This is a genomic window from Streptomyces sp. NPDC029152 (assembly GCF_055564355.1).
Map to the genome: position 1 here is coordinate 373,236 of NZ_JBVHWR010000001.1, position 18,848 is coordinate 392,083.

Annotated in this window: 18 protein-coding genes and 1 tRNA gene; 13 read left to right on the plus strand and 6 right to left on the minus strand. The window is 72.6% G+C overall.

Annotation, left to right across the window (positions count from 1 at the left end; all coding sequences use genetic code 11):
• Positions 1-25 precede the first annotated feature (25 nt).
• The gene (locus tag ACZ4V6_RS01630) at positions 26-1,102 is read right to left on the minus strand and encodes a DUF3344 domain-containing protein (protein WP_467821749.1); all 1,077 of its coding nucleotides are present in this window, start codon (positions 1,100-1,102) and stop codon (positions 26-28) included.
• Between the two features lie 391 nt (positions 1,103-1,493).
• Here ACZ4V6_RS01630 and ACZ4V6_RS01635 point away from each other — a divergent pair, with 391 nt between their 5' ends.
• The 6 genes from ACZ4V6_RS01635 (at position 1,494) to ACZ4V6_RS01660 (ending at position 5,027) form a co-directional block, all read left to right on the plus strand.
• On the plus strand, positions 1,494-2,186 hold the full coding sequence (locus ACZ4V6_RS01635; RefSeq protein WP_467821750.1) for a hypothetical protein: 693 nt from the start codon (positions 1,494-1,496) through the stop codon (positions 2,184-2,186).
• A 159-nt stretch (positions 2,187-2,345) separates the two neighbouring features.
• Positions 2,346-2,621, plus strand: a complete 276-nt coding sequence (locus ACZ4V6_RS01640; RefSeq protein ID WP_467821751.1) for a hypothetical protein — start codon at positions 2,346-2,348, stop codon at positions 2,619-2,621.
• A 146-nt stretch (positions 2,622-2,767) separates the two neighbouring features.
• Entirely contained in the window at positions 2,768-3,250 is a 483-nt protein-coding gene (locus tag ACZ4V6_RS01645; RefSeq protein WP_467821752.1) for a tyrosinase family oxidase copper chaperone, read from the plus strand.
• Positions 3,234-4,100, plus strand: coding sequence for a tyrosinase family protein (locus ACZ4V6_RS01650; protein WP_467821753.1), 867 nt, complete (start codon positions 3,234-3,236; stop codon positions 4,098-4,100). Before ACZ4V6_RS01645 ends, ACZ4V6_RS01650 begins: the two co-directional genes overlap by 17 nt.
• Before the next feature lie 222 nt (positions 4,101-4,322).
• Positions 4,323-4,601 (plus strand): hypothetical protein, encoded by a 279-nt coding sequence (locus ACZ4V6_RS01655; protein WP_467821754.1) that lies wholly within the window; start codon positions 4,323-4,325, stop codon positions 4,599-4,601.
• 174 nt (positions 4,602-4,775) lie between these two features.
• Entirely contained in the window at positions 4,776-5,027 is a 252-nt protein-coding gene (locus ACZ4V6_RS01660; RefSeq protein ID WP_467821755.1) for a hypothetical protein, read from the plus strand.
• A gap of 295 nt (positions 5,028-5,322) precedes the next feature.
• On the opposite strand, the gene ACZ4V6_RS01665 is transcribed toward ACZ4V6_RS01660, so the two are convergent.
• Together ACZ4V6_RS01665 and ACZ4V6_RS01670 are read right to left on the minus strand one after the other, a co-directional pair.
• Positions 5,323-6,255: an alpha/beta fold hydrolase gene (locus ACZ4V6_RS01665; protein ID WP_467821756.1), complete on the minus strand. Its 933-nt coding sequence runs from the start codon at positions 6,253-6,255 to the stop codon at positions 5,323-5,325.
• 195 nt (positions 6,256-6,450) lie between these two features.
• Positions 6,451-6,523 (minus strand) — tRNA-Arg (locus ACZ4V6_RS01670).
• A 319-nt stretch (positions 6,524-6,842) separates the two neighbouring features.
• Between ACZ4V6_RS01670 and ACZ4V6_RS01675 the strand changes: the two genes are divergently transcribed.
• From ACZ4V6_RS01675 to ACZ4V6_RS01690, 4 genes are all read left to right on the plus strand, one after another.
• Entirely contained in the window at positions 6,843-8,450 is a 1,608-nt protein-coding gene (locus ACZ4V6_RS01675; RefSeq protein WP_467821757.1) for a dynamin family protein, read from the plus strand.
• Between the two features lie 3 nt (positions 8,451-8,453).
• Positions 8,454-10,646 (plus strand): YfjP family GTPase, encoded by a 2,193-nt coding sequence (locus ACZ4V6_RS01680; RefSeq protein ID WP_467821758.1) that lies wholly within the window; start codon positions 8,454-8,456, stop codon positions 10,644-10,646.
• Positions 10,647-10,844: 198 nt separating this feature from the next.
• Positions 10,845-11,312: a single-stranded DNA-binding protein gene (locus ACZ4V6_RS01685; RefSeq protein WP_467821759.1), complete on the plus strand. Its 468-nt coding sequence runs from the start codon at positions 10,845-10,847 to the stop codon at positions 11,310-11,312.
• 261 nt (positions 11,313-11,573) lie between these two features.
• The gene (locus ACZ4V6_RS01690) at positions 11,574-12,983 is read left to right on the plus strand and encodes a Cys-Gln thioester bond-forming surface protein (protein WP_467821760.1); all 1,410 of its coding nucleotides are present in this window, start codon (positions 11,574-11,576) and stop codon (positions 12,981-12,983) included.
• A 28-nt stretch (positions 12,984-13,011) separates the two neighbouring features.
• On the opposite strand, the gene ACZ4V6_RS01695 is transcribed toward ACZ4V6_RS01690, so the two are convergent.
• Both ACZ4V6_RS01695 and ACZ4V6_RS01700 read right to left on the minus strand, forming a co-directional pair.
• Complete coding sequence (locus ACZ4V6_RS01695) at positions 13,012-13,782, minus strand: hypothetical protein (RefSeq protein ID WP_467822215.1); 771 nt, start codon at positions 13,780-13,782, stop codon at positions 13,012-13,014.
• A gap of 225 nt (positions 13,783-14,007) precedes the next feature.
• Entirely contained in the window at positions 14,008-14,442 is a 435-nt protein-coding gene (locus tag ACZ4V6_RS01700) for a hypothetical protein (protein WP_467821761.1), read from the minus strand.
• Between the two features lie 504 nt (positions 14,443-14,946).
• Here ACZ4V6_RS01700 and ettA point away from each other — a divergent pair.
• From ettA to ACZ4V6_RS01715, 3 genes are read left to right on the plus strand one after another with little or no spacing between them, the layout of a single operon-like run.
• Positions 14,947-16,611 (plus strand): energy-dependent translational throttle protein EttA, encoded by a 1,665-nt coding sequence (gene ettA / locus ACZ4V6_RS01705; protein WP_467821762.1) that lies wholly within the window; start codon positions 14,947-14,949, stop codon positions 16,609-16,611.
• A 6-nt stretch (positions 16,612-16,617) separates the two neighbouring features.
• The gene (locus ACZ4V6_RS01710; protein WP_467821763.1) at positions 16,618-17,070 is read left to right on the plus strand and encodes an acyl-CoA thioesterase; all 453 of its coding nucleotides are present in this window, start codon (positions 16,618-16,620) and stop codon (positions 17,068-17,070) included.
• Entirely contained in the window at positions 17,067-17,747 is a 681-nt protein-coding gene (locus ACZ4V6_RS01715; RefSeq protein WP_467821764.1) for a DUF8185 domain-containing protein, read from the plus strand. Before ACZ4V6_RS01710 ends, ACZ4V6_RS01715 begins: the two co-directional genes overlap by 4 nt.
• 9 nt (positions 17,748-17,756) lie before the next feature.
• On the opposite strand, the gene ACZ4V6_RS01720 is transcribed toward ACZ4V6_RS01715, so the two are convergent.
• Positions 17,757-18,725: an ABC transporter ATP-binding protein gene (locus ACZ4V6_RS01720; protein WP_467821765.1), complete on the minus strand. Its 969-nt coding sequence runs from the start codon at positions 18,723-18,725 to the stop codon at positions 17,757-17,759.
• Positions 18,726-18,848: the final 123 nt, after the last annotated feature.

Consider the following 18,848-nt stretch of genomic DNA (forward strand, 5'->3'; position numbering starts at 1 on the left):
GTGCTCGGGACGGGTGGCGGTGTGCTCACCGCCGGGCGTCGACGGCGGCGAAGAGCACGCCGGCCCACGCGGCGTCGCGCTCGGAGGCGAGCCGGACGGTCGCCTGGTCGCCGGCGCGCGGCATGCCGCCCGGGACGTCGAAGACGTCCGAGTCGTAACCGAGGGTGTTGCCGTACGCCGGCACCCGGGCCGGGGAGGCCCCGGCGGGCCCGCTGATGGTGGAGTTCAGGACGTCGCCGCGCGGGTCGGCGGGCCCGCCGAGCGGCGTGGCGACGGATCCGGTGGCCAGGGTGAGCGAGTCGCCGGTGGTGCCGCGGTCGCCGTTGTACGCGACCATGCCCACCCGGCCTCCGGCCCCGGCGGCGAAGTCCAGGCCGCTCAGCCGGAGTTCGGCCGCGCGGGACCGCAGCGGGGCGAAGCCGTCCCAGAGCGAGAGGTACCGCAGCGGTTCCGCCGGGTCCTCGTACGCCACCACCAGCGTCCAGCCGCCCCACGCGCCGGCCGCGGAACCGCCGGCGGCCACGTTGACCTGCGCCACGGTGTACAGGCCCGGCGCGCTGTCCCGCACCAGGCCCGTCACGTCCGCCGAGGCCTGGAAGGCGTCCGCGCTGTCGGTCACGCGGTGTCCGACGACCGTGTCCGCGAGGACCTCCTTGTACTCCCCGCCGGGCTCGGCGATCAGCACGCGTCCGTTGTCCGCCGACGGCTTCTGCTCGCCCACGCGCAGGTTGCCGCCCCAGTACAGGCGCGCGTACGTCACGCGGGCGCCCGCGGGCAGGCGGACCTCGGCGCGGGAGGAGTTGTAGGTGTTGGGGTCGCGGTCGACGTCGACGTAGTACATGTCGAAGTCCCCGTTCACCCCTGATCCGCCCGTCTGCGCGCTGGGGCACGCGGGTGCCTGGGCGCGGCAGGTGACGGAGGTGTTGGCGGCGCGCACGATGCCGCCGTGCTGGAGCGCGGTGTACCGCTGGGCGAACGCGACGCTGTCCGCCTCGGGCGCGGGCGGCGCGGCCGAGGCGTAACCGCCGGAGGCCCACATCGAGGCGAGGGCGAGCACGCCCACCGTCGCATGGCGAAGCAGCTGGCCCGGGGAATGGCGCATGACCGTCGGTGCCCTTTCGGAACGGGGGAGGAGCAGACGGCGGCACGAGGTGCGGTACGTCCGCCTGGAGGGGTGCGTCAGCGTTTCGCAACTCTAGTCATCAAGCGGACGAATTCACCGAAATTCGGGGCATAGTGCGACCTGTGTTGGAAACGTGAAGGAGTTGCCGACCGGATGAAGCGGACCAGGAGCCGGTCCGCGTCCGCCGCGGACGGCCGCCCGCGGACCGCCGGACGGGGACGGCGGCGCGGCGGCCCGGCACAGTGCCCCATCAGGGACGCCTCGGCAGCAGGGTGAACGGCGGGACCCCGGCGGCGTACCACCGGTTGCGGGCCGTCAAGGGCGCACCGACGGTGGGCTTCAAGCTCCGATCTCCGTCGAAAGGACCCCCATGCGTGCCCTGTCCGCACGGCCCATCGCACTCGGCGCCCTGTGCGCCGCCCTCCTGGCCGGCATCACCGGCCCCGTCGCCACGGCGGCCGGTCACGCACCCGGGCACAACCGCGCGGTGTCGCACGACACGCCGCTCCCCGCCGCGGAGACGCTCCTCGGAGAGGTCAACAGCCTCAACGCCCGTGGCGCCGGGCTCGCCCCCGTGGCCGACCTGCTGACGGCCGCGGTCGAGTCGGACAAGCGCGCCCTCCCCCCGGCCGAGGCCAAGGAGCTCGGCGAGGCGGCCAAGGACGCACTGGAGGACGCGGCCGCGAAGGCCGCGGCGACCAAGGCCGCCACGCAGGCCCCGGCGGCGAGCCTGCTGGTGCCCGCCACCGGCGCCGACCTCGTCGGCGACGCGCTGGACGCCGTGCGGAAGGCCGTCGACGACCTCCTGGACTCGATCTTCGCCCAGGACACCGCGGGCACCGCGGACGCCACCGGCCTGACGGCGCCCTCGCTCGACCAGCTGCTGGCCGAGGTGAGCAAGCTCGTCGACGCGCTCACCGTCAGCGACCCGACGGCGTCGACCCTGCCCGCCCCGGCGACGCCGTCCAGCACGTCGCCGTCGACGGTGGTGCTGCCCTCGCTGCCGCCCGTCACGCTCCCCGCGCTCACGCCTCCGGCACCGGTGCTGCTGCCGGCCTCCTGAGTCCTCGGAACGCCCCCGTCCCGGTAACCGGTCTTCCGGAGTTCTCATATGAGGACTTGCCGATCTCCGGCATCCCCGGTTCCGCTCCGCCCCGGACTCGTTGGACACGGCGACAGCAACCCCACTCCGGCGACCCGCGTTGCCGAAGAAAGGAACACGATGAAGTCCCTGAAGGCCGCCGCCGTCGTCGTCGGGTCCCTGATCGCCTCCGGCGCCGCCGCCCCCGCGTTCGCCGCCGAGCCGATGCCCCACAGCATCACCGACAGCCCGGCCAAGCCGTTCGGGAGCGTGCGCCTCCTCGACACGCCGGTGGACGACCCGGCGGCCCTGCTCGACGCCGAGAACGCGGACTCGCCGCTCCGCAAGATGCAGAACGCCGGCAACGTGCTGGCGAACCCCGGGTCGCTGCACCGCGGTCTGCCGATGCAGGGCTGAGACCACGCCCCGGGAAAGGGCGGCCCCCGATTTCACCGGGGGTCGCCCTTTTCCGTACGGCTTCACCGTTCCAGCCCCGCGGCGGTGACCGCGCGGAACGTCCGACGGTTACGGCTGCAGACAACCGAACGGACGAGGAGTGGACCATGGCCATCAGCACCGGCGGCGTACCTGCGAACACCGAGGACGGAGCGCCCGGACCGGCGGGCAGAACACGGAGGGACCTGGCGCGCGGTGTGCGCGGGGCCGTGCTCGCCGCGGCCCTGACCTCGATGGTCGCCGCGGCATCGCCGCCACGCTCCCGGACCGGGCCCGTCGGCCTCCCGGACGGCACCGGCTTCGCCCAGACCTACTGCGGCCGCCACATCCGCGGCGTGTGGAGGCCCGTGCGGGGCTCGGCCGGAGACGGCCGGTGGCACGTCACCGTGGACGGCCGCCCCCTCCCTCTGATGCGGCGCGCCGACGGCACCTGGCTGAGCATGGTCGACCACTACTGCTCGTACCCGACACCCCTCGAGGCGGCCCGCGCCGCGATCGACGAACTCGGCCCCGGCGAACGGCTGCGCGCCGCGACCGGGCCGGACGAGGGACACCCGCACGGGGGAGGCCGCCATGGTGTACGTGCGTAAGGACGCCGGCACCCTCACGCGGGCGGAGAAGAGCCGGTTCGTCAAGGCCCTGCTCGCACTCAAGCGGCGGGGCGAGTACGACGAGTTCGTGCGCATGCACCTCGCGTACTTCTCCCCCGACGGCGAGAGCGGACTGCGCGCCGCGCACATGGCGCCGTCCTTCCTGCCCTGGCACCGCCGCCTCCTGCTCGATCTGGAGGGCGCTCTGCGACGGGTGGACTCCTCGGTGACCATCCCCTACTGGGACTGGACACGCGATCGCACGGCCACCTCCGCACCGTGGACGGCCGACCTCCTCGGCGGCAACGGACGCCCCTCCGACCGGCAGGTGACCACAGGCCCGTTCGCCCACCGGGCGGGGAACTGGCCCCTCAGGGAGGGTGTGACCGACACGGAGTTCCTCACCCGGGACCTCGGCCGCAGCCGCGGCCCGATCGACCTGCCCACGAAGAACGAGCTGGAGTGGGCGCTGAAGGACGCCGTGTACGACGTGTCCCCCTGGGACTCGACGGTTACGCGGGGCTTCCGCAACAAGCTGGAGGGCTGGGGCACCGGCCGGGGCAGCGCCTCCTGGCGCAACCACAACAGGGTGCACCGCTGGGTCGGCGGCACCATGCTCGGCGCCGCCTCCGTCAACGACCCCGTCTTCTGGCTGCACCACGCCTTCGTCGACCTGCAGTGGTACCGCTGGCAGCGCCGGCACGGCGGGGCCCGCTACCTCCCGGCGACACCGCCGGGCTCCGGCGAGGCGCAGCACGGCCGGGTCGTCGCCCGCCACCAGAAGCTGCCGCCCTGGGACGTGACACCGGACGAGCTCGAGGACGTCGCCCGGATCTACCGGTACGCGTGATGGCGGCGATGCAGGAGGGATCCCACGGGCTCGAGCAACCGCTGCGACACGCCGGGTGCTCTGCCCGACTCCTGCGTAACAGCACCACAGAGCGGGCTTTCACGAGAAATTTACGACGATGGGCGCTTCATTCGCCAAAAGTCTGGAACGTCCTCTAAAGTAAGCACTAACAGTGACCGGTCAAACACGGACCGTGTTGCTCATCAGAGAAACGGAGAGGTAATGCGCAAGATCCAGAAGGCTGCTGTCGTCGTCGCGATGCTCGGCACGGTCGGCGCCATCGGCGCCGGCACCGCGGTGGCCGGCGAGGGCGCGAGCTTCGATGTCAAGGGTGGCGGCTGCAACGTCTCCTCTGACAACAACCAGCTCATCGGCAACGTCAACGTCATCAACGACGTCGTTGGCGGCCTCCTGACCTTCGGTAACGAGGGTGACCACGGCAACCAGAGCAACGACCCGGGCTCGCGCGTCGACTGCTCGGTCAAGGGCTTCACGGGCTGACGCCTGTAGACGACTGCGGACAGGTCCCGGGACGCGAGTCCCGGGACCTCTCCCTGACATTTTTTCACTATCCCGAGCGTTGATCTCGTGACATATCTTCAAGGGCACACGGGCAGTGGCCGCATGGTTCGAGAAGCACAGCGCCTGGGGGGACTACCGCAAAGGACGAGGCGGATGCAGAAGTTCAAGAAGATCGCAGTGGTGGCGGGAGTCCTGGGGGGCTCCGTACTGATGGGGCTCGGTACCGCCCAGGCCCACGGAGTCAACGTCCCCGTCTGCGACGAGAAGGCCAGCGACGGCCACTGCGGGCAGAAGCGCGAGTACCAGTACACGACCGACGACGGTCAGGCGCACATCGTGATCACGCGCGAAGACTGCGCGGTCAAGGGCAACGGCGTCGTGGACTGCTCCATCAAGCACCCCTGATCCGACTGAGGCACTTGCGCCCACTCGACGCAGCCGTCCTTCCGCTGATCTGCACCTGGCTCCCGCCGCAGCGTCAGGGGCGTCGGCTGCCCCGCATGCCAGATGGCCGGACCCGTTCACCCGGGGTCGGCCATCTGGCGTTCTGTCGTGGGCTCGCGGAGGAGGAACTGCTCCTGCCCGTTCCGGCTATCCGGACGAACGCGAGGGCCGGGGCAGGCGCCTTCGGCGGTGGTGGGGGCGCAGCATCAGGGGGGCGATCCGGCATCGCCGGCCGCCCCCAGGGGTCGACGCCAGGTCACTCCACGGGGGTGCAGTACGGCAGTCCGTCGATGGGCCGGTCGGTGCAGAACCGGCCGATCAGATCCGCCGACTCCTCCCTGCGCTCGACGGTGACCAGGTGGTCGGCTTCCTTGATGGTGGTGAAGCGCGCTCCGGGCATGATCGCGGCGAGCTCGCGGCCCATCTGCGGGGTGCACAGGGTGTCGTGCTCTCCGGTGAACACCAGGGACGGCACGTCGGGGACCGGCAGGGGCCGGTAGCAGCCGTGCGTCACCAACCTCGTGTTGTGCTCGACGGCCTTCTTGACCTCGTCCGGCGTCTGGCTGATGAACTGCCGCTGGAGAAGACGCGCGACGGCCGCGTGCTTGCGCACCTGCCCGGCGCCGGGATTCGACATGAACAGCTGTACCAGCCCTTCGGCGGCCTTCTCGATCTCTCCGCGTTCGAGTGCGTCCGACAGGCGCGGGACGGCCTCGGTGTAGAGGTCGGGAAGGCGCTTGGCCGCACCGCAGAAGACGATGCGACGGACGAACCCGGGGTGGAGCTGGGCGAAGCGGAGCCCGACGACCTCCCCGAAGCAGCCGCCGAAGAGGTTGACCTCCGGCATGTCGATCTCCACCAGCATGTGCTTGACCGCGGCGGCGAGGAAGTCGATGCCGTACTCGGCGGGCAGGAAGTCGGAAGTGCCGTAACCGGGAAGGTCCACGGTGACCAACGTGCACAGCGGCGCCAGCCACTTCTCGTGGCCCTGCCACGAGTACCTGTTCTGCGAGGACCCCCCGAGCAGCACCAACGGGACCGTCTGCGGCGCGCTTTGGCGGACGATGCGGCAGTGGTACGCGAAACCGTCGAGAACGAGGCTCCGTTCCTCCACCTGCCCCGGTGCAGCAGCAACGGGACCGGACCACCCTGTCGTGGGTTCCTGGGCGTTGGTGACGGCAGTGCGCATGGACGGCTCCGGTGAGGACGGAAGAGTGGCGAACCGTCCCATCATTACCAGCGCCTCATCAATGCCGAGGTAATCACTCAATTGTGGGCGATCCCGACCGGGTGTTGCACGCCAGGTCACCCTACGGTGACGGATCGTGCCGGACACTCTGCCGACGGGACCGCCGGGGCGCGGACACCCGGCGTACTTGCTGGGCGCCCCCGGCAGGACTCGAACCTGCGGCCAAGCGCTTAGAAGGCGCCTGCTCTATCCACTGAGCTACGGGGGCCTGGTGTGGTGACCTCGGTCGTGGGGGCCGGGTGGGCCGATCCGCGACGTTGCCGGGGACAAGGATAGGGCTCCCGGTTCCGTGTCCCTGACGCTTCGCCTCCGTGGCTCGATGTGGAGGTTCGGTGAAGCGGTCCCGATAATCGCAGGCAGGTGCGAATCGTGCATCGCTTTTGACGTCTCACGCATCGGGTGTTGTGCACTCGTTATGCCTGGACTGCCCTCGCGCCCCAGTAGTCCCTTCCGTCCGCAATGTCCGGTCGGCGCGCAGACATGCTCATATGCTTCAGAATTCCCCTAAAATTGGGCATTCTTCCCATGTGGTGACCTTGGACGTACGGCCTCAGCTGCTCGACGCACTTTCCGCCCTGCGCGACCGTGTCGCGGCCGCACGGTTCCCGCTGCCCCTCGCGGGGGCTCCCCGCGCGCGTGCCAACCGCGACGAACTGCTCGCCCAGCTCGACGACTACCTGGTGCCCCGGCTGAGAGATCCCGAAGCGCCGTTGCTGGCCGTCGTGGGAGGCTCCACCGGCGCCGGGAAGTCCACACTGGTGAACTCGCTCGTGGGCCGGCGGGTCAGCGAGGCGGGCGTCCTGCGGCCCACCACCCGGACCCCGGTGCTGGTGTGCCACCCGGAGGACCACCACTGGTTCAGCGGGATGCGCGTGCTGCCCGACCTCACGCGCGTATGGGCGCCCCACCGCTCCCCGGACGACGACCTGCTCCTGCCCGGCGAGAACCCCGCGCGCGTGCTGCGCGTCGAGACCGCGGACACCCTGCCGCCCGGTCTCGCCCTCCTCGACGCGCCCGACGTCGACTCCCTCGTCGCCGACAACCGCGTCCTGGCCGCGGAGCTGATCTGCGCCGCCGACATCTGGGTGATGGTCACCACCGCCGCCCGGTACGCCGACGCCGTCCCCTGGCAACTGCTGCGCACCGCCAAGGAGTACGACGCCACGCTGGTCACCGTGCTCGACCGGGTGCCCCACCAGGTGGTGGCCGAGGTGTCACGGCAGTACGCGGCGCTGCTCACCAAGGCCGGGCTCGGCGACGTCCCCCGTTTCACCGTCCCCGAACTGCCCGAGTCGGCCTGGGGCGGCGGGCTGCTGCCGGCCACCGCCGTGGCGCCGCTGCGGGCCTGGCTCGTCCACCGGGCCCAGGACCTCGCGGCCCGGCACGACGCCATGGCCCGTACGGCCTACGGCGTCCTGGACTCCCTCAAGGCCCGGATGCCCGAGCTGGCCAGTGCCACCGCCGCGCAGTACGCCGCGGCGCTGCGCCTCACCGCCGCCGTCGACGGGGCGTACGACGCCGAGCACGCGCGCGTGCGGGGGCGGTTGCAGGCGGGGGCCGTACTCGCCGGCGACGCCCTGAAGCGGTGGCGGTCCTTCCCGCTCGACTGCACTCCCGGCGAACTCCTCGACTCGCTGGTGGAGAGCCTCGGCGCGCTGCTGCTGTGCGCCGTCACCGCCGCCGACGAACACGTCGACGAGGCCTGGCGGCGCGAGCCCGCGGCGGACGCCCCGGAACTCGCGGTCCGCGCGTCCTCGTCCGAGGGCGCCGAGCACCGCATCGGGGTGGCCGTACGGCGGTGGCGGCGGGAGCTGGAGGAGTACGCCGAGGAGGAGGTGCGGCGGCTCGACCGGAGCCTGGCACCGGACCCGGAGACGGTCGCCGCCCTCGGCGCCACCGCGCTGCTCGGCGGCAGGCGGGCGCGCAGCGCCGGGGAGGGGCTCGCCGAACGCCTCGGCGCCCATGGCGCGCTGCGGCTGCGCGACCGGGGCGGACGACTGCTCGCCGCCCACATGGACCGCGTCATGCACACGGAGCGCGAGCGCCGGCTCGCTCCGCTGGACGCGCTGGAGGTCCACCCCGAGCCGCAGGCCGAGCTCATCGCCGCGCTGTCCGTACTGCAGAAGGAGAGGTGACCGGTGACCGCCGTCACTGACCAGGACCCCACCGAGCACACCGACCACACGGAGGAGGCGGATTCCCCAAGCGGCCTCGGCGGGAAACGCGAAGCCGAGGAGCGCGCACACGGGGCGGGCCCCGGCGAGAGGCGCGCCGGGGAGGACCGCGCCGCCGCGGACGCGGGCCGGGGCGGACGCGCCCGCGACGACGAGCGCGAGCGCGAGGCAGGGGGCGGGAGCGAGCGCGCGGGGCTTGCCGAGGGCGAGCGCGCGGGGAGGGGCGAGGACGGGCGCGCGCGGAGCGGGGGGAGGGAGCGTGAGGCGCGCGGTGACGGTGAGCGCGCACGCGAGTCCCGCTCCCACGCGCGCGTGGCGGACGACGGCACCCCTCGGCGTACGGACCGCAAGCAGCGAACGGACGGCGCCCGGGGCGGCCCGGCGGCCGAATCCGGGACCCGGGACGAGGAGGCCTGGGGCGACGGGCTCATCGCGCGTCGGGTGGACGAGAACGGCGGCCCGGAACGGTTCACCGCCGTGCCGAGCAGGCCGGCGAGCTCCCCGCCCCTGATGCCGCTGGCCTACGACGGGCACCTCAGGTCGCGGCTGGACGCGCTGCGCGAACTGGTGGGGCTCTCCCGTGCCCGGCTCGACGGCGGGACGCTGGCCGAGGCGGGACGGGTCCTCGACGAGGCCGCCGCGCGGCGCAGGCTCTCCGGGCAGCACACCGTCGTCGCCATCGCCGGCGCGACCGGCAGCGGCAAGTCGCAGCTGTTCAACGCGCTCGCCGGGGTGACGATCTCCGAGACGGGCGTCCGCCGGCCGACCACCGCCGCACCCATCGCGTGCAGTTGGAGCGACGGCGCGGCCAGCCTGCTGGACCGGCTCGGCATCCCCGGCCGGCTGCGCCGCCGTCCGCTCCAGCCCCCGGACGCCGACTCGCCGCTGCGCGGACTGGTCCTGATCGACCTGCCCGACCACGACTCGGCGGTCGTGCGGCACCGGGAACAGGTGGACCGCATCCTGGGGCTCGTCGACGCCGTCATCTGGGTCGTCGACCCCGAGAAGTACGCCGACGCCATGCTCCACGAACGCTATCTGCGGCCGATGGCGGGCCACGCGGAGGTCACCTTCGTCGTCCTCAACCAGGTCGACCGCCTGCCCGGGGAGGCCGCCGAACAGGTCGTCGACGACCTGCGGCGCCTGCTCGACGAGGACGGCATCGCCCTGGGGGAGCACGGCGAACCCGGCGCGGCCGTGCTCGCACTGTCCGCGCTCACCGGGGAGGGCATGGGCGAACTGCGCGAGACGCTCGGTCAGTTCGTCGTCGAACGGCAGGCGCCGGCGCGCCGCATCGCGGCCGACGTGGACGCCGCCGCCCGGCGCCTGCGGCCCGTGTACGTCGCGGGGCGGCGCACCGGGCTCAGCGAGGAGGCCCGGGAGGAGTTCGCGGACCGGCTCGCCGACGCGGTGGGCGCCACCGCGGCGGGTGACGCGGCCGAACGCTCCTGGCTGCGCAACGCCAATCGCGCCTGCGGCACGCCCTGGCTGCGGCTGTGGCACTGGTACCTTGACCGGCGCGTGTCCTCCACGGGGCGGCTGCCGCTGCGCGCCCAGGCGGACGAGGAGGCCACGGCCCGCCAGCGCGTCGAGCAGGCGGTGCGCACGGTGTCCCACCAGGCGTCGGCCGGGCTGCCGGCGCCGTGGGCGCAGGCGGTGCGCGAGGCGGCCGTCCGCGGTGCGCAGGGGCTGCCCGAGGCGCTCGACGAGCTGGCGGCGCGGCAGGGTCTGCCGACGGGGCGCCCGCCGCGGCCCGGGTGGTGGCCGGTGGCCGTGCTGGCCCAGGCGTCCATGACCCTCCTCCAGGTGGTGGGCGGCCTGTGGCTGCTCGGCCAGATCATCGGCCTCATGTCGCCGAACCTGGGCGTTCCGGTGCTGCTGATGGTGTCCGGCATCATCGGCGGCCCGGTCATCGAGTGGAGCTGCCGCATGGCGGCGCGCGGACCGGCGCGGCGTTACGGGTACGAGGCGGAGCGCAGGCTGCGCGAGGCGGCCGCGGGGTGCGGCCGGGCCCGGGTGCTCGATCCGCTGGCGGCGGAGCTGCTGCGGTACCGGGAGGTACGGGAGCAGTACGGACGTGTCGCGGGACCGGGCGTGGGGACCGGGGCCGGGACGGGAATCGGCACGGGGGCGGGGGTGGGGACCCGGGCGAGGTAGCGGGCGGAGGCCGGCGGGGCCCTCACCCGTTCGGGCGGCGGGGTTCTCCACAGGCGGGGGAGGGTCCACAGCGCTCTGCGGGCCCGGCCCGGGCGGAGGCAGTCTGGCCTCGCGGCGATCGCGGCGGAAGCGGTCGCCGGCAGGCAGACGCAGCAGCCGTACGGGCCGGGCCCGTACGCGTGGAGGGAGGGACTCGCGATGAACGAGACCATGATCTGTGCCGTGGGCAACGTGGCGACGCAGCCGGTGTACCGGGAGCTGGCGAGCGGGCCGTCGGCGCGGTTCCGGCTGGCGGTCACCGCACGCTACTGGGACCGCGAGAAGAACGCGTGGACGGACGGGCACACCAACTTCTTCACGGTGTGGGCCAACCGGCAGCTCGCCACCAACGCGTCGGCGTCGCTGGCGGTGGGTGAGCCCGTCGTCGTGCACGGCCGGTTGAAGGTGCGCACGGACGTGCGCGAGGGGCAGAACCGGACCTCCGCGGACATCGACGCGGTGGCGATCGGGCACGACCTCTCGCGCGGGACGGCGGCGTTCCGGCGCACCAACAGGGCCGAGCCGGCCGCCTCTCCGCCGCGGCCGGAGCCCAACTGGGAGACGCCACCGGTGGAGTCGCCGCCCGCGAACGGTGAACAGCGGCCGGAACCCGTCGCGGTGGCGTGACGCGGGCGTCCTGGCATCGGTGACCGAAGTGCGGCTTATCGACGAGAGCGTACGGATCAGCCCGGGTGGATTTGTCGATAAGCCCTGCTCGCAAGGGGGTTCGGCCATAACGATTCCGAGTCGGATCTTCGCTCGGACCGGCATCGCCGAGGGGCGCGGTGCGTCAGGTCCTTAGGATGCCGAACATGTCCTGAGGGACTGCTGATTCTGCTGGTGGGACCGTGCCCCCACGTCAACGGGTCCTGCTCGAAGGGGAATTTGGTGCTTTCTTCGCTCTCTTTCCTGTGGCCCGGCCGTGGAGCGGCGGCGCGGCTCGCCACCACGGTGCTGGTCTCCACGCTCGCCGCGGCCGGAGTGGCGGCGGGTGCCGCCCCGGCCGCCGCCCGGGGGGAGGCACGGGGCGAGGGCGGAGCCACGGCCACCATAGGCGGCCTGAAGACCTACGGCACCGCGGTCATACACGGGGCCAAGGGTGACCAGGAGGTGTCGGCCGGCCTGTTCGAGATGTCCGTCGACGGCGGCGGCATGCTGCAGACCTACTGCGTCGACGTCCAGAACCCGACGCAGAAGGACGCCAAGTACCACGAGACGCCCTGGAGCGGGACCTCGCTGGGCACCAACAAGGACGCCGGCCGCATCCGCTGGATCCTGCAGAACTCCTACCCCCAGGTCAACGACCTCGCGGCGCTCGCGAAGAAGGCCGGGGTGCGCGGCGGGCTCACCGAGCAGGACGCGGCGGCCGGCACGCAGGTGGCCATCTGGCGCTACTCGGACGACACGGACGTCGAGGCCCTCGACCCGCAGGCCGAGCGGCTCGCGGACTACCTGGAGAAGCACGCCCGCGACCTGCCCGAGCCCGCGGCGTCGCTCACGCTGGACCCGCCCGCGGTCTCCGGACGCCCGGGCGGACGGCTCGGCCCGGTGACGGTGCACACCAACGCCGACAGTGCGACGGTCGTCCCGCCGGCGGACGCCACCACGCGCGGAGTGCGGTTCGTCGACAAGGACGGCAGGCCCGTCACCTCCGCGACCGACGGCACCCAGATCTTCTTCGACGTGCCGAAGGACGCCGCGGCGGACACCGTCGGACTGACCGTCCAGGCCTCGACCACCGTGCCGGTCGGCCGCGCCTTCGCCTCCGAGAGCCGCAGCCAGACGCAGATCCTGGCCGGCTCCAGCGAGTCGACGGTGTCGGCGACGGCGAGCGCGACCTGGGCCGGCCAGGGCGCGGTTCCCGCACTGTCCGGGGCGAAGAACTGCGCCGAGGGCGGCCTGGACATCACCGCGGTCAACAAGGGTGACAAGGCGTTCACCTTCGAGGTGCTGGACAGCGAGTACGTCATCGCGGCGGGCGAGACCCGGACGGTCACGATCCCGTTGCCGGAGGACCGCGCCTACGACTTCGCCGTCCGCGGTTCCGACGGCTTCGAGCGGCGCTTCACCGGCGTCCTCGACTGCCGCACGCAGAGCGGCGCGGCCGGCCGGGCCACCCGCACCCTCGGCGAGCCGGCCCCCGTCGCGGTGGTCGACCCCGCCCCCGACACCGACCTCGCCGAGACCGGCAGCTCCGACGCGACACCCCTGATCGGCGGCACGGCCATCGGCCTGGTCGTGATCGGCGGGGCGGTCCTGCTGCTCGTCCGCAGGAAGGACGAGCGCGGCGGGGTCTGACCGGCGCCGGCGCGCTCGCGCGGCACCGTCAGTAGCGGTGGCCGGGCCAGTGCGGGTCCGTCCAGCGGTCCTCGCCGGTGACCCCGAGCAGCCGTATCCGGTGCCGCAGGTCCGCCGGAGCGCCCGACTCGCGGAGCCGCGCCGCGCCGTGGCCGAGGAGCCAGGCGACCAGTTCGGCGCGCATCTCCTCCTCGTCGTGCTCGTACCAGTGGACGTGCCACGGCAGGCCGTCCCCGAGGAGTTCGTACTCCCACTCCGCCGCCGCCTCGGCGAGACGCCGGTCGCCGAGGGGGTCGGTCCGCTCCTCCCATGCGGCGAGCCAGGGGCCGAGCGTTCCGGACGCCTCGGCGCACAGCGCGAAGACCTCGTGCGCCGGTACGGCCGCGTCCGGGTCGGTGAGGCTCTGCGCCCACCAGGCGTGCAGGAACTCGCGTACCGGGCCGGCGTGGTCGTCGGGCCAACGCTGCCACCGGCCGCGGGCCAGGGAGTAGCCGGCCTCTTCCAGTCCGGACAGGGGCTCCGCCCGGCCGGCGACCAGGGCCCTGGCGAACTGCGGCAGGATGCGGCGCAGCACGGCCGCGTGATCGCTCCAGTCGGTCGCCTGCCAGGTCCGGCGCAGGAGGTCCGGCTCCAGCTCCACGTCCGGCGTCTTCAGGAGGGCGAGTTCCTCCGGGCCGCCCCAGTGGCATTCGCAGTTGTGCTCGTCCGGACGCGCCGTCATGCCCCGGAAGGTGACGGCGAGGCCGTCCAGGGCGTCGCCGAGCCGGCGGCGTGCGGCATGGTGGTCGGCGAGGTGCATGGTGTGCCCGCCTTCGAGGACTCCGTACGGCCTACGCCGTTCGAAGATCGCCACCTTACCGGGCGTCGCGCGTCCGCGGGGCGGGGCCCGCGACCGCCGCCGGGAGGGGAGCGGGGGAGGGCGGTGGGCCGAGCCGGGTCGGTGGCGTGCATCGGGCGGGCGGTGGCCGAGCGCCGTGCAGTGGCAGCCACTCGACCACTCGACTTCGACCCGCGTCCGGGGCGGTCAGCCCGCCAGGGGCAGGGCAGCCGCTATCGCGTTCCGGTCCTTGCGGCTCACCAGCGGAAAGATGATCTTCAAGCCCTGCTCGTTGTCCGGCGAGGAAACGACGAAGGACGAGTTGAGCAGGCGCTCCTTGATCTCCGAGCGAACGAGACCGGCGCGCGGAATCGTCATCAGGTGCTCTTCCGGCCGGGCGAACGTCGGGTTCGCCCGGAAGACGAAGATGCGGCGGTCGGTCATGGCCAGGTACATGGGAGTCGGCGTCGGGATCACGGCCATCCCGCCACCGCTCATGAGGGCCGAGGCCGCCGCGAACGCGGCTGTCCGGCGCACCGGGACCGAACTCAGGTTCACGATGGTCGCCACTTCGACCTGCTCCCCGGGCTCGAGCATGGGATCGATGGCGGCCAGCAGCAATCTGCGGCGCTTTCCGTTCACGGCGGTACTCCTGCGATGTCACACGGGAACCGGACGGGAGACGCTTCCGCCCGGCAGTCGGCAGTCCGCCCTCCGCGCGTCGCCGTGGGATGCCGCGACCAGGGAAGCACCCATGGGTCGGCCTCCCTGGCGAGACATGGCCGGCGTGAGCTGTCGGCATACCTTGCCACACGCACTCCCGGGCCCCGCCCCGGCATCCAGACTCCGATCCCGGCCCGACGGCGATCGGACGAGACAGCCCTGGACGAGACCGCGTGCGGCGGCTGACACCGGTTGCCGACGATCGACGTCCGGCCGCTGCGCGGCGGGCAGCCTCGGTCTTTGGGCCGTGCGAGGTGTCCGGGGCCGGCCGGTGAGACCGGCAGGGACGGGCGAGCCTGGAGCGGCCGCAGGGAAACACCAGGTCAGGGCCGCCGCGCCGGACGCGTTTCCGCCCAGGGGTGGCGGTGCGGCAAGATGGGGTGTATCTGCCCACTGCCTGATCAAGCTGCCGGACGGTTTCTCTTGGCTGAGTACATCTACACCATGCGCAAGGCGCGCAAGGCGCACGGCGACAAGGTCATCCTTGACGACGTCACGCTGAACTTCCTTCCCGGCGCGAAGATCGGTGTGGTCGGTCCGAACGGCGCCGGTAAGTCGACCGTTCTGAAGATCATGGCGGGGCTGGAGCAGCCGTCGAACGGTGACGCGTTCCTGTCGCCGGGCTACACGGTCGGCATCCTGCTGCAGGAGCCCCCGCTGAACGAGGAGAAGACCGTCCTGGAGAACGTCCAGGAGGGTGTCGCCGAGGTCAAGGGCAAGCTCGACCGGTTCAACGAGATCGCCGAGCAGATGGCGACCGACTACTCGGACGCGCTGCTGGAGGAGATGGGCAAGCTCCAGGAGGAGCTGGACCACGCCAACGCCTGGGACCTCGACGCCCAGCTCGAGCAGGCCATGGACGCGCTGGGCTGCCCGCCCGGCGACTGGCCCGTCGTGAACCTCTCCGGTGGTGAGAAGCGCCGCGTCGCGCTCTGCAAGCTGCTGCTGGAGGCCCCCGACCTGCTGCTGCTCGACGAGCCCACCAACCACCTCGACGCCGAGTCGGTGAACTGGCTGGAGCAGCACCTCGCCAAGTACGAGGGCACCGTCGTGGCCGTGACCCACGACCGGTACTTCCTGGACAACGTCGCCGGGTGGATCTGCGAGGTCGACCGCGGCCGGCTGCACGGCTACGAGGGCAACTACTCCAAGTACCTGGAGACCAAGGCCACCCGCCTCAAGGTCGAGGGTCAGAAGGACGCCAAGCGGCAGAAGCGCCTCAAGGACGAGCTGGAGTGGGTCCGCTCCAACGCCAAGGGCCGCCAGGCCAAGTCCAAGGCCCGCCTCGCCCGCTACGAGGAGATGGCCGCCGAGGCCGACAAGATGCGGAAGCTGGACTTCGAGGAGATCCAGATCCCGCCGGGCCCGCGCCTGGGCAACGTCGTCGTCGAGGTGAACAACCTCAGCAAGGCCTTCGGCGACAAGGTCCTCATCGACGACCTCAGCTTCACGCTGCCGCGCAACGGCATCGTCGGTGTCATCGGCCCGAACGGCGCCGGCAAGACCACCCTGTTCAAGATGATCCAGGGCATCGAGGAGCCGGACTCCGGTTCCATCAAGGTCGGCGAGACCGTCAAGATCTCGTACGTCGACCAGAGCCGCGAGAACATCGACCCGAAGAAGACGCTGTGGGCCGTCGTCTCCGACGAACTGGACTACATCAACGTCGGCCAGGTCGAGATGCCGAGCCGCGCGTACGTCTCCGCGTTCGGCTTCAAGGGCCCGGACCAGCAGAAGCCGGCCGGCGTGCTGTCCGGCGGTGAGCGCAACCGCCTGAACCTCGCGCTCACCCTCAAGCAGGGCGGCAACCTGCTGCTCCTCGACGAGCCGACCAACGACCTCGACGTCGAGACCCTCTCCAGCCTGGAGAACGCGCTGCTGGAGTTCCCCGGCTGCGCCGTGGTCGTCTCCCACGACCGGTGGTTCCTCGACCGCGTCGCCACGCACATCCTCGCGTACGAGGGTGACTCCAAGTGGTTCTGGTTCGAGGGCAACTTCGAGTCGTACGAGAAGAACAAGATCGAGCGGCTCGGCCCGGACGCGGCGCGTCCGCACCGTGCCACCTACAAGAAGCTGACCCGGGGCTGATCGATCTTGCGGCACATCTACCGCTGCCCGCTGCGCTGGGCGGACATGGACGCGTACGGCCACGTCAACAACGTGGTCTTCCTCCGCTACCTGGAGGAGGCCCGTATCGACTTCCTGTTCCGTCCGGACAAGGACTTCCAGCAGGGGTCGGTGGTGGCGCGCCACGAGATCGACTACAAGCGGCAGCTCGTCCACCGGCACCGTCCGGTCGACATCGAGCTGTGGGTCACCGAGATCCGGGCCGCCTCCTTCACCCTCTCCTACGAGGTGAAGGACGGCGACCGGATCTACGTCCGTGCCTCCACGGTGATCGTGCCCTTCGACTTCGAGGCGCAGCGCCCCCGCCGGATCACGGCGGAGGAGCGGGAGTTCCTCGAGGAGTACACGGACGACGCCGACGACGCCGACGACGCGGGCGAGAAGGCGCGGGACGGCGAGGAGGAGGCCGTCGCCGCATGACGGTGCTCCACCTCGCCGACGAGGGGGAGGCCGCCGACCTCGCGGCCTTCCTCTCCCGCCTGCTCCACTACGACCGCGGCGCCGCCGTACGCGTCCAGGCGCACGGCACGGCGCTCGCCGTCTTCGGGCGGCCGCCCTCCTTCGAGGTGCTGGCCGTGCGGGCGGTACGGCTGGCGAAGCCGTACGAGAACGGGCTCGACGTCACGCTGGACGTCACCGTGTCCGCCGGTGAGCTCCTGGAGTCGGTGGACGAGCCCGCGGCCACCGCGGCCGTGCCCGGCGCGGTCACCGGACCGCCGTGGGCCGGCGTGCTGCCCCCGCGCGGCGGCTGGCGGCCCGAGCCGGGGCTGCCCGCCCCGGACGCGTTGCGCGCCCTCGTCTCCGCGGCCGTCGCCGAGTTCCGGGCACGGACCGGGGAGCTGGCCCCCGAGGAGCGCACCCGGGCCGAACTCGACCGGATCGGCCGGGAGATATGGTCCCGGACGGTCGGGGACACCGGACTGCCCGTGCGGGCCGTGCACGCAGCCCAGTCGCTGGGGTTCCTGCGTCCCGCGGACACGGCCGGGGACGCACCCGCGCTGGTCTCCTCGGGCGCGTGGCTGCGGCTGCGCACCCCCTACGGATCCGTCGCCCTGCGCCGGGCGGGCACCGGGACGCTGGGCCTCAGCGTGCGCTGAGCCGCCCCGTCAGGAGTGCCCGCTGTCGTCCGGCCGCACGGCGATGTGGTCGGGCTCCAGTTCCAGGGCGACGCGGTCGCGCATGCCGAGGGCCCGGGTGTACTCGGCGGGCAGCTGGAGGCGGCCGGCGCGGTCGAGCATGGCGTACTCGCGGGCCACCACCGTCTCGTGGCCGGTCGTGGCGTCCACCTCGCTGCGCCGCAGCACCTCCGTGGAGGTGCGGCCGTCGCGGATGGCGACCGTGCGGCGGACCTCGCCGGCCACCGCCTGGTCGTGGGTGACGATGACGATGGTGGTGCCGAGCCGTTCGTTCGCGGTGCGGAAGGCGGCGAAGATCTGTTCCGCCGTGTGGGAGTCGAGCTCGCCGGTCGGTTCGTCGGCGAGCAGGACCGCGGGCTCGTTGGCCAGGGCCACGGCGATGGCGACGCGCTGCTGCTGACCGCCCGACATCTGGTGCGGACGGCGGTCGCGGCAGTCGGCGACCTCCAGCAGTTCCAGCAGCTCCAGGGCGCGTTCGGAGCGGGCCCGCCGGGCCGCGCGGCCCCGGCCGCGGGCGCCCGCGAGCTGCACGGGCAGGGCGACGTTCTGAGCCGCCGTCAGATAGGGCAGCAGGTTGCGGGACGTCTGCTGCCAGACGAAGCCGACCACCTCGCGGCGGTAGGAGAGACGGTCCTTCGCGGTCATCGTGAGCAGGTCGCGGCCGGCGACGCGGGCCGCGCCGGCGGTCGGGGTGTCCAGCCCGGCGAGGATGTTCATCAGCGTCGACTTGCCGCTGCCGGACGCGCCGACCAGGGCCATCAGCTCGCCCTCCCCCACCAGCAGGTCGAGGCCCTGGAGGGCCTGCACCTCGACGCCGTCCGCGCTGAAGATGCGGACCAGGCGGTCGCAGGTGATGAGGGCGTCGTGGCCGTAGGCCGGGCGGTCGCGGGCCGCGGCGGCGCGGTCGGCCAGGTCGGCGAGGGTGGGGTTCGTCGTCATCGGGGCCTCCTCGGCAGATGCCCTGGGTGTCTCCGGGCCGGGCGACGCGGGTGGTGCGGGTGGTGCGGAGGGCTAAGGCGGTGGGCGTGACCCGGGCTGCTCAGGTGAGACGAGGGGCTCGTG

Excerpts from the sequence above, each read along its gene's own strand:
- ACZ4V6_RS01630 (WP_467821749.1), bottom strand. The coding sequence starts at position 1,102 with ATGCGCCATTCCCCGGGCCAGCTGCTTCGCCATGCGACGGTGGGCGTG.
- ACZ4V6_RS01635 (WP_467821750.1), top strand. The coding sequence starts at position 1,494 with ATGCGTGCCCTGTCCGCACGGCCCATCGCACTCGGCGCCCTGTGCGCC.
- ACZ4V6_RS01640 (WP_467821751.1), top strand. The coding sequence starts at position 2,346 with ATGAAGTCCCTGAAGGCCGCCGCCGTCGTCGTCGGGTCCCTGATCGCC.
- ACZ4V6_RS01645 (WP_467821752.1), top strand. The coding sequence starts at position 2,768 with ATGGCCATCAGCACCGGCGGCGTACCTGCGAACACCGAGGACGGAGCG.
- ACZ4V6_RS01650 (WP_467821753.1), top strand. The coding sequence starts at position 3,234 with ATGGTGTACGTGCGTAAGGACGCCGGCACCCTCACGCGGGCGGAGAAG.
- ACZ4V6_RS01655 (WP_467821754.1), top strand. The coding sequence starts at position 4,323 with ATGCGCAAGATCCAGAAGGCTGCTGTCGTCGTCGCGATGCTCGGCACG.
- ACZ4V6_RS01660 (WP_467821755.1), top strand. The coding sequence starts at position 4,776 with ATGCAGAAGTTCAAGAAGATCGCAGTGGTGGCGGGAGTCCTGGGGGGC.
- ACZ4V6_RS01665 (WP_467821756.1), bottom strand. The coding sequence starts at position 6,255 with ATGCGCACTGCCGTCACCAACGCCCAGGAACCCACGACAGGGTGGTCC.
- ACZ4V6_RS01685 (WP_467821759.1), top strand. The coding sequence starts at position 10,845 with ATGAACGAGACCATGATCTGTGCCGTGGGCAACGTGGCGACGCAGCCG.
- ACZ4V6_RS01695 (WP_467822215.1), bottom strand. The coding sequence starts at position 13,782 with ATGCACCTCGCCGACCACCATGCCGCACGCCGCCGGCTCGGCGACGCC.
- ACZ4V6_RS01715 (WP_467821764.1), top strand. The coding sequence starts at position 17,067 with ATGACGGTGCTCCACCTCGCCGACGAGGGGGAGGCCGCCGACCTCGCG.
- ACZ4V6_RS01720 (WP_467821765.1), bottom strand. The coding sequence starts at position 18,725 with ATGACGACGAACCCCACCCTCGCCGACCTGGCCGACCGCGCCGCCGCG.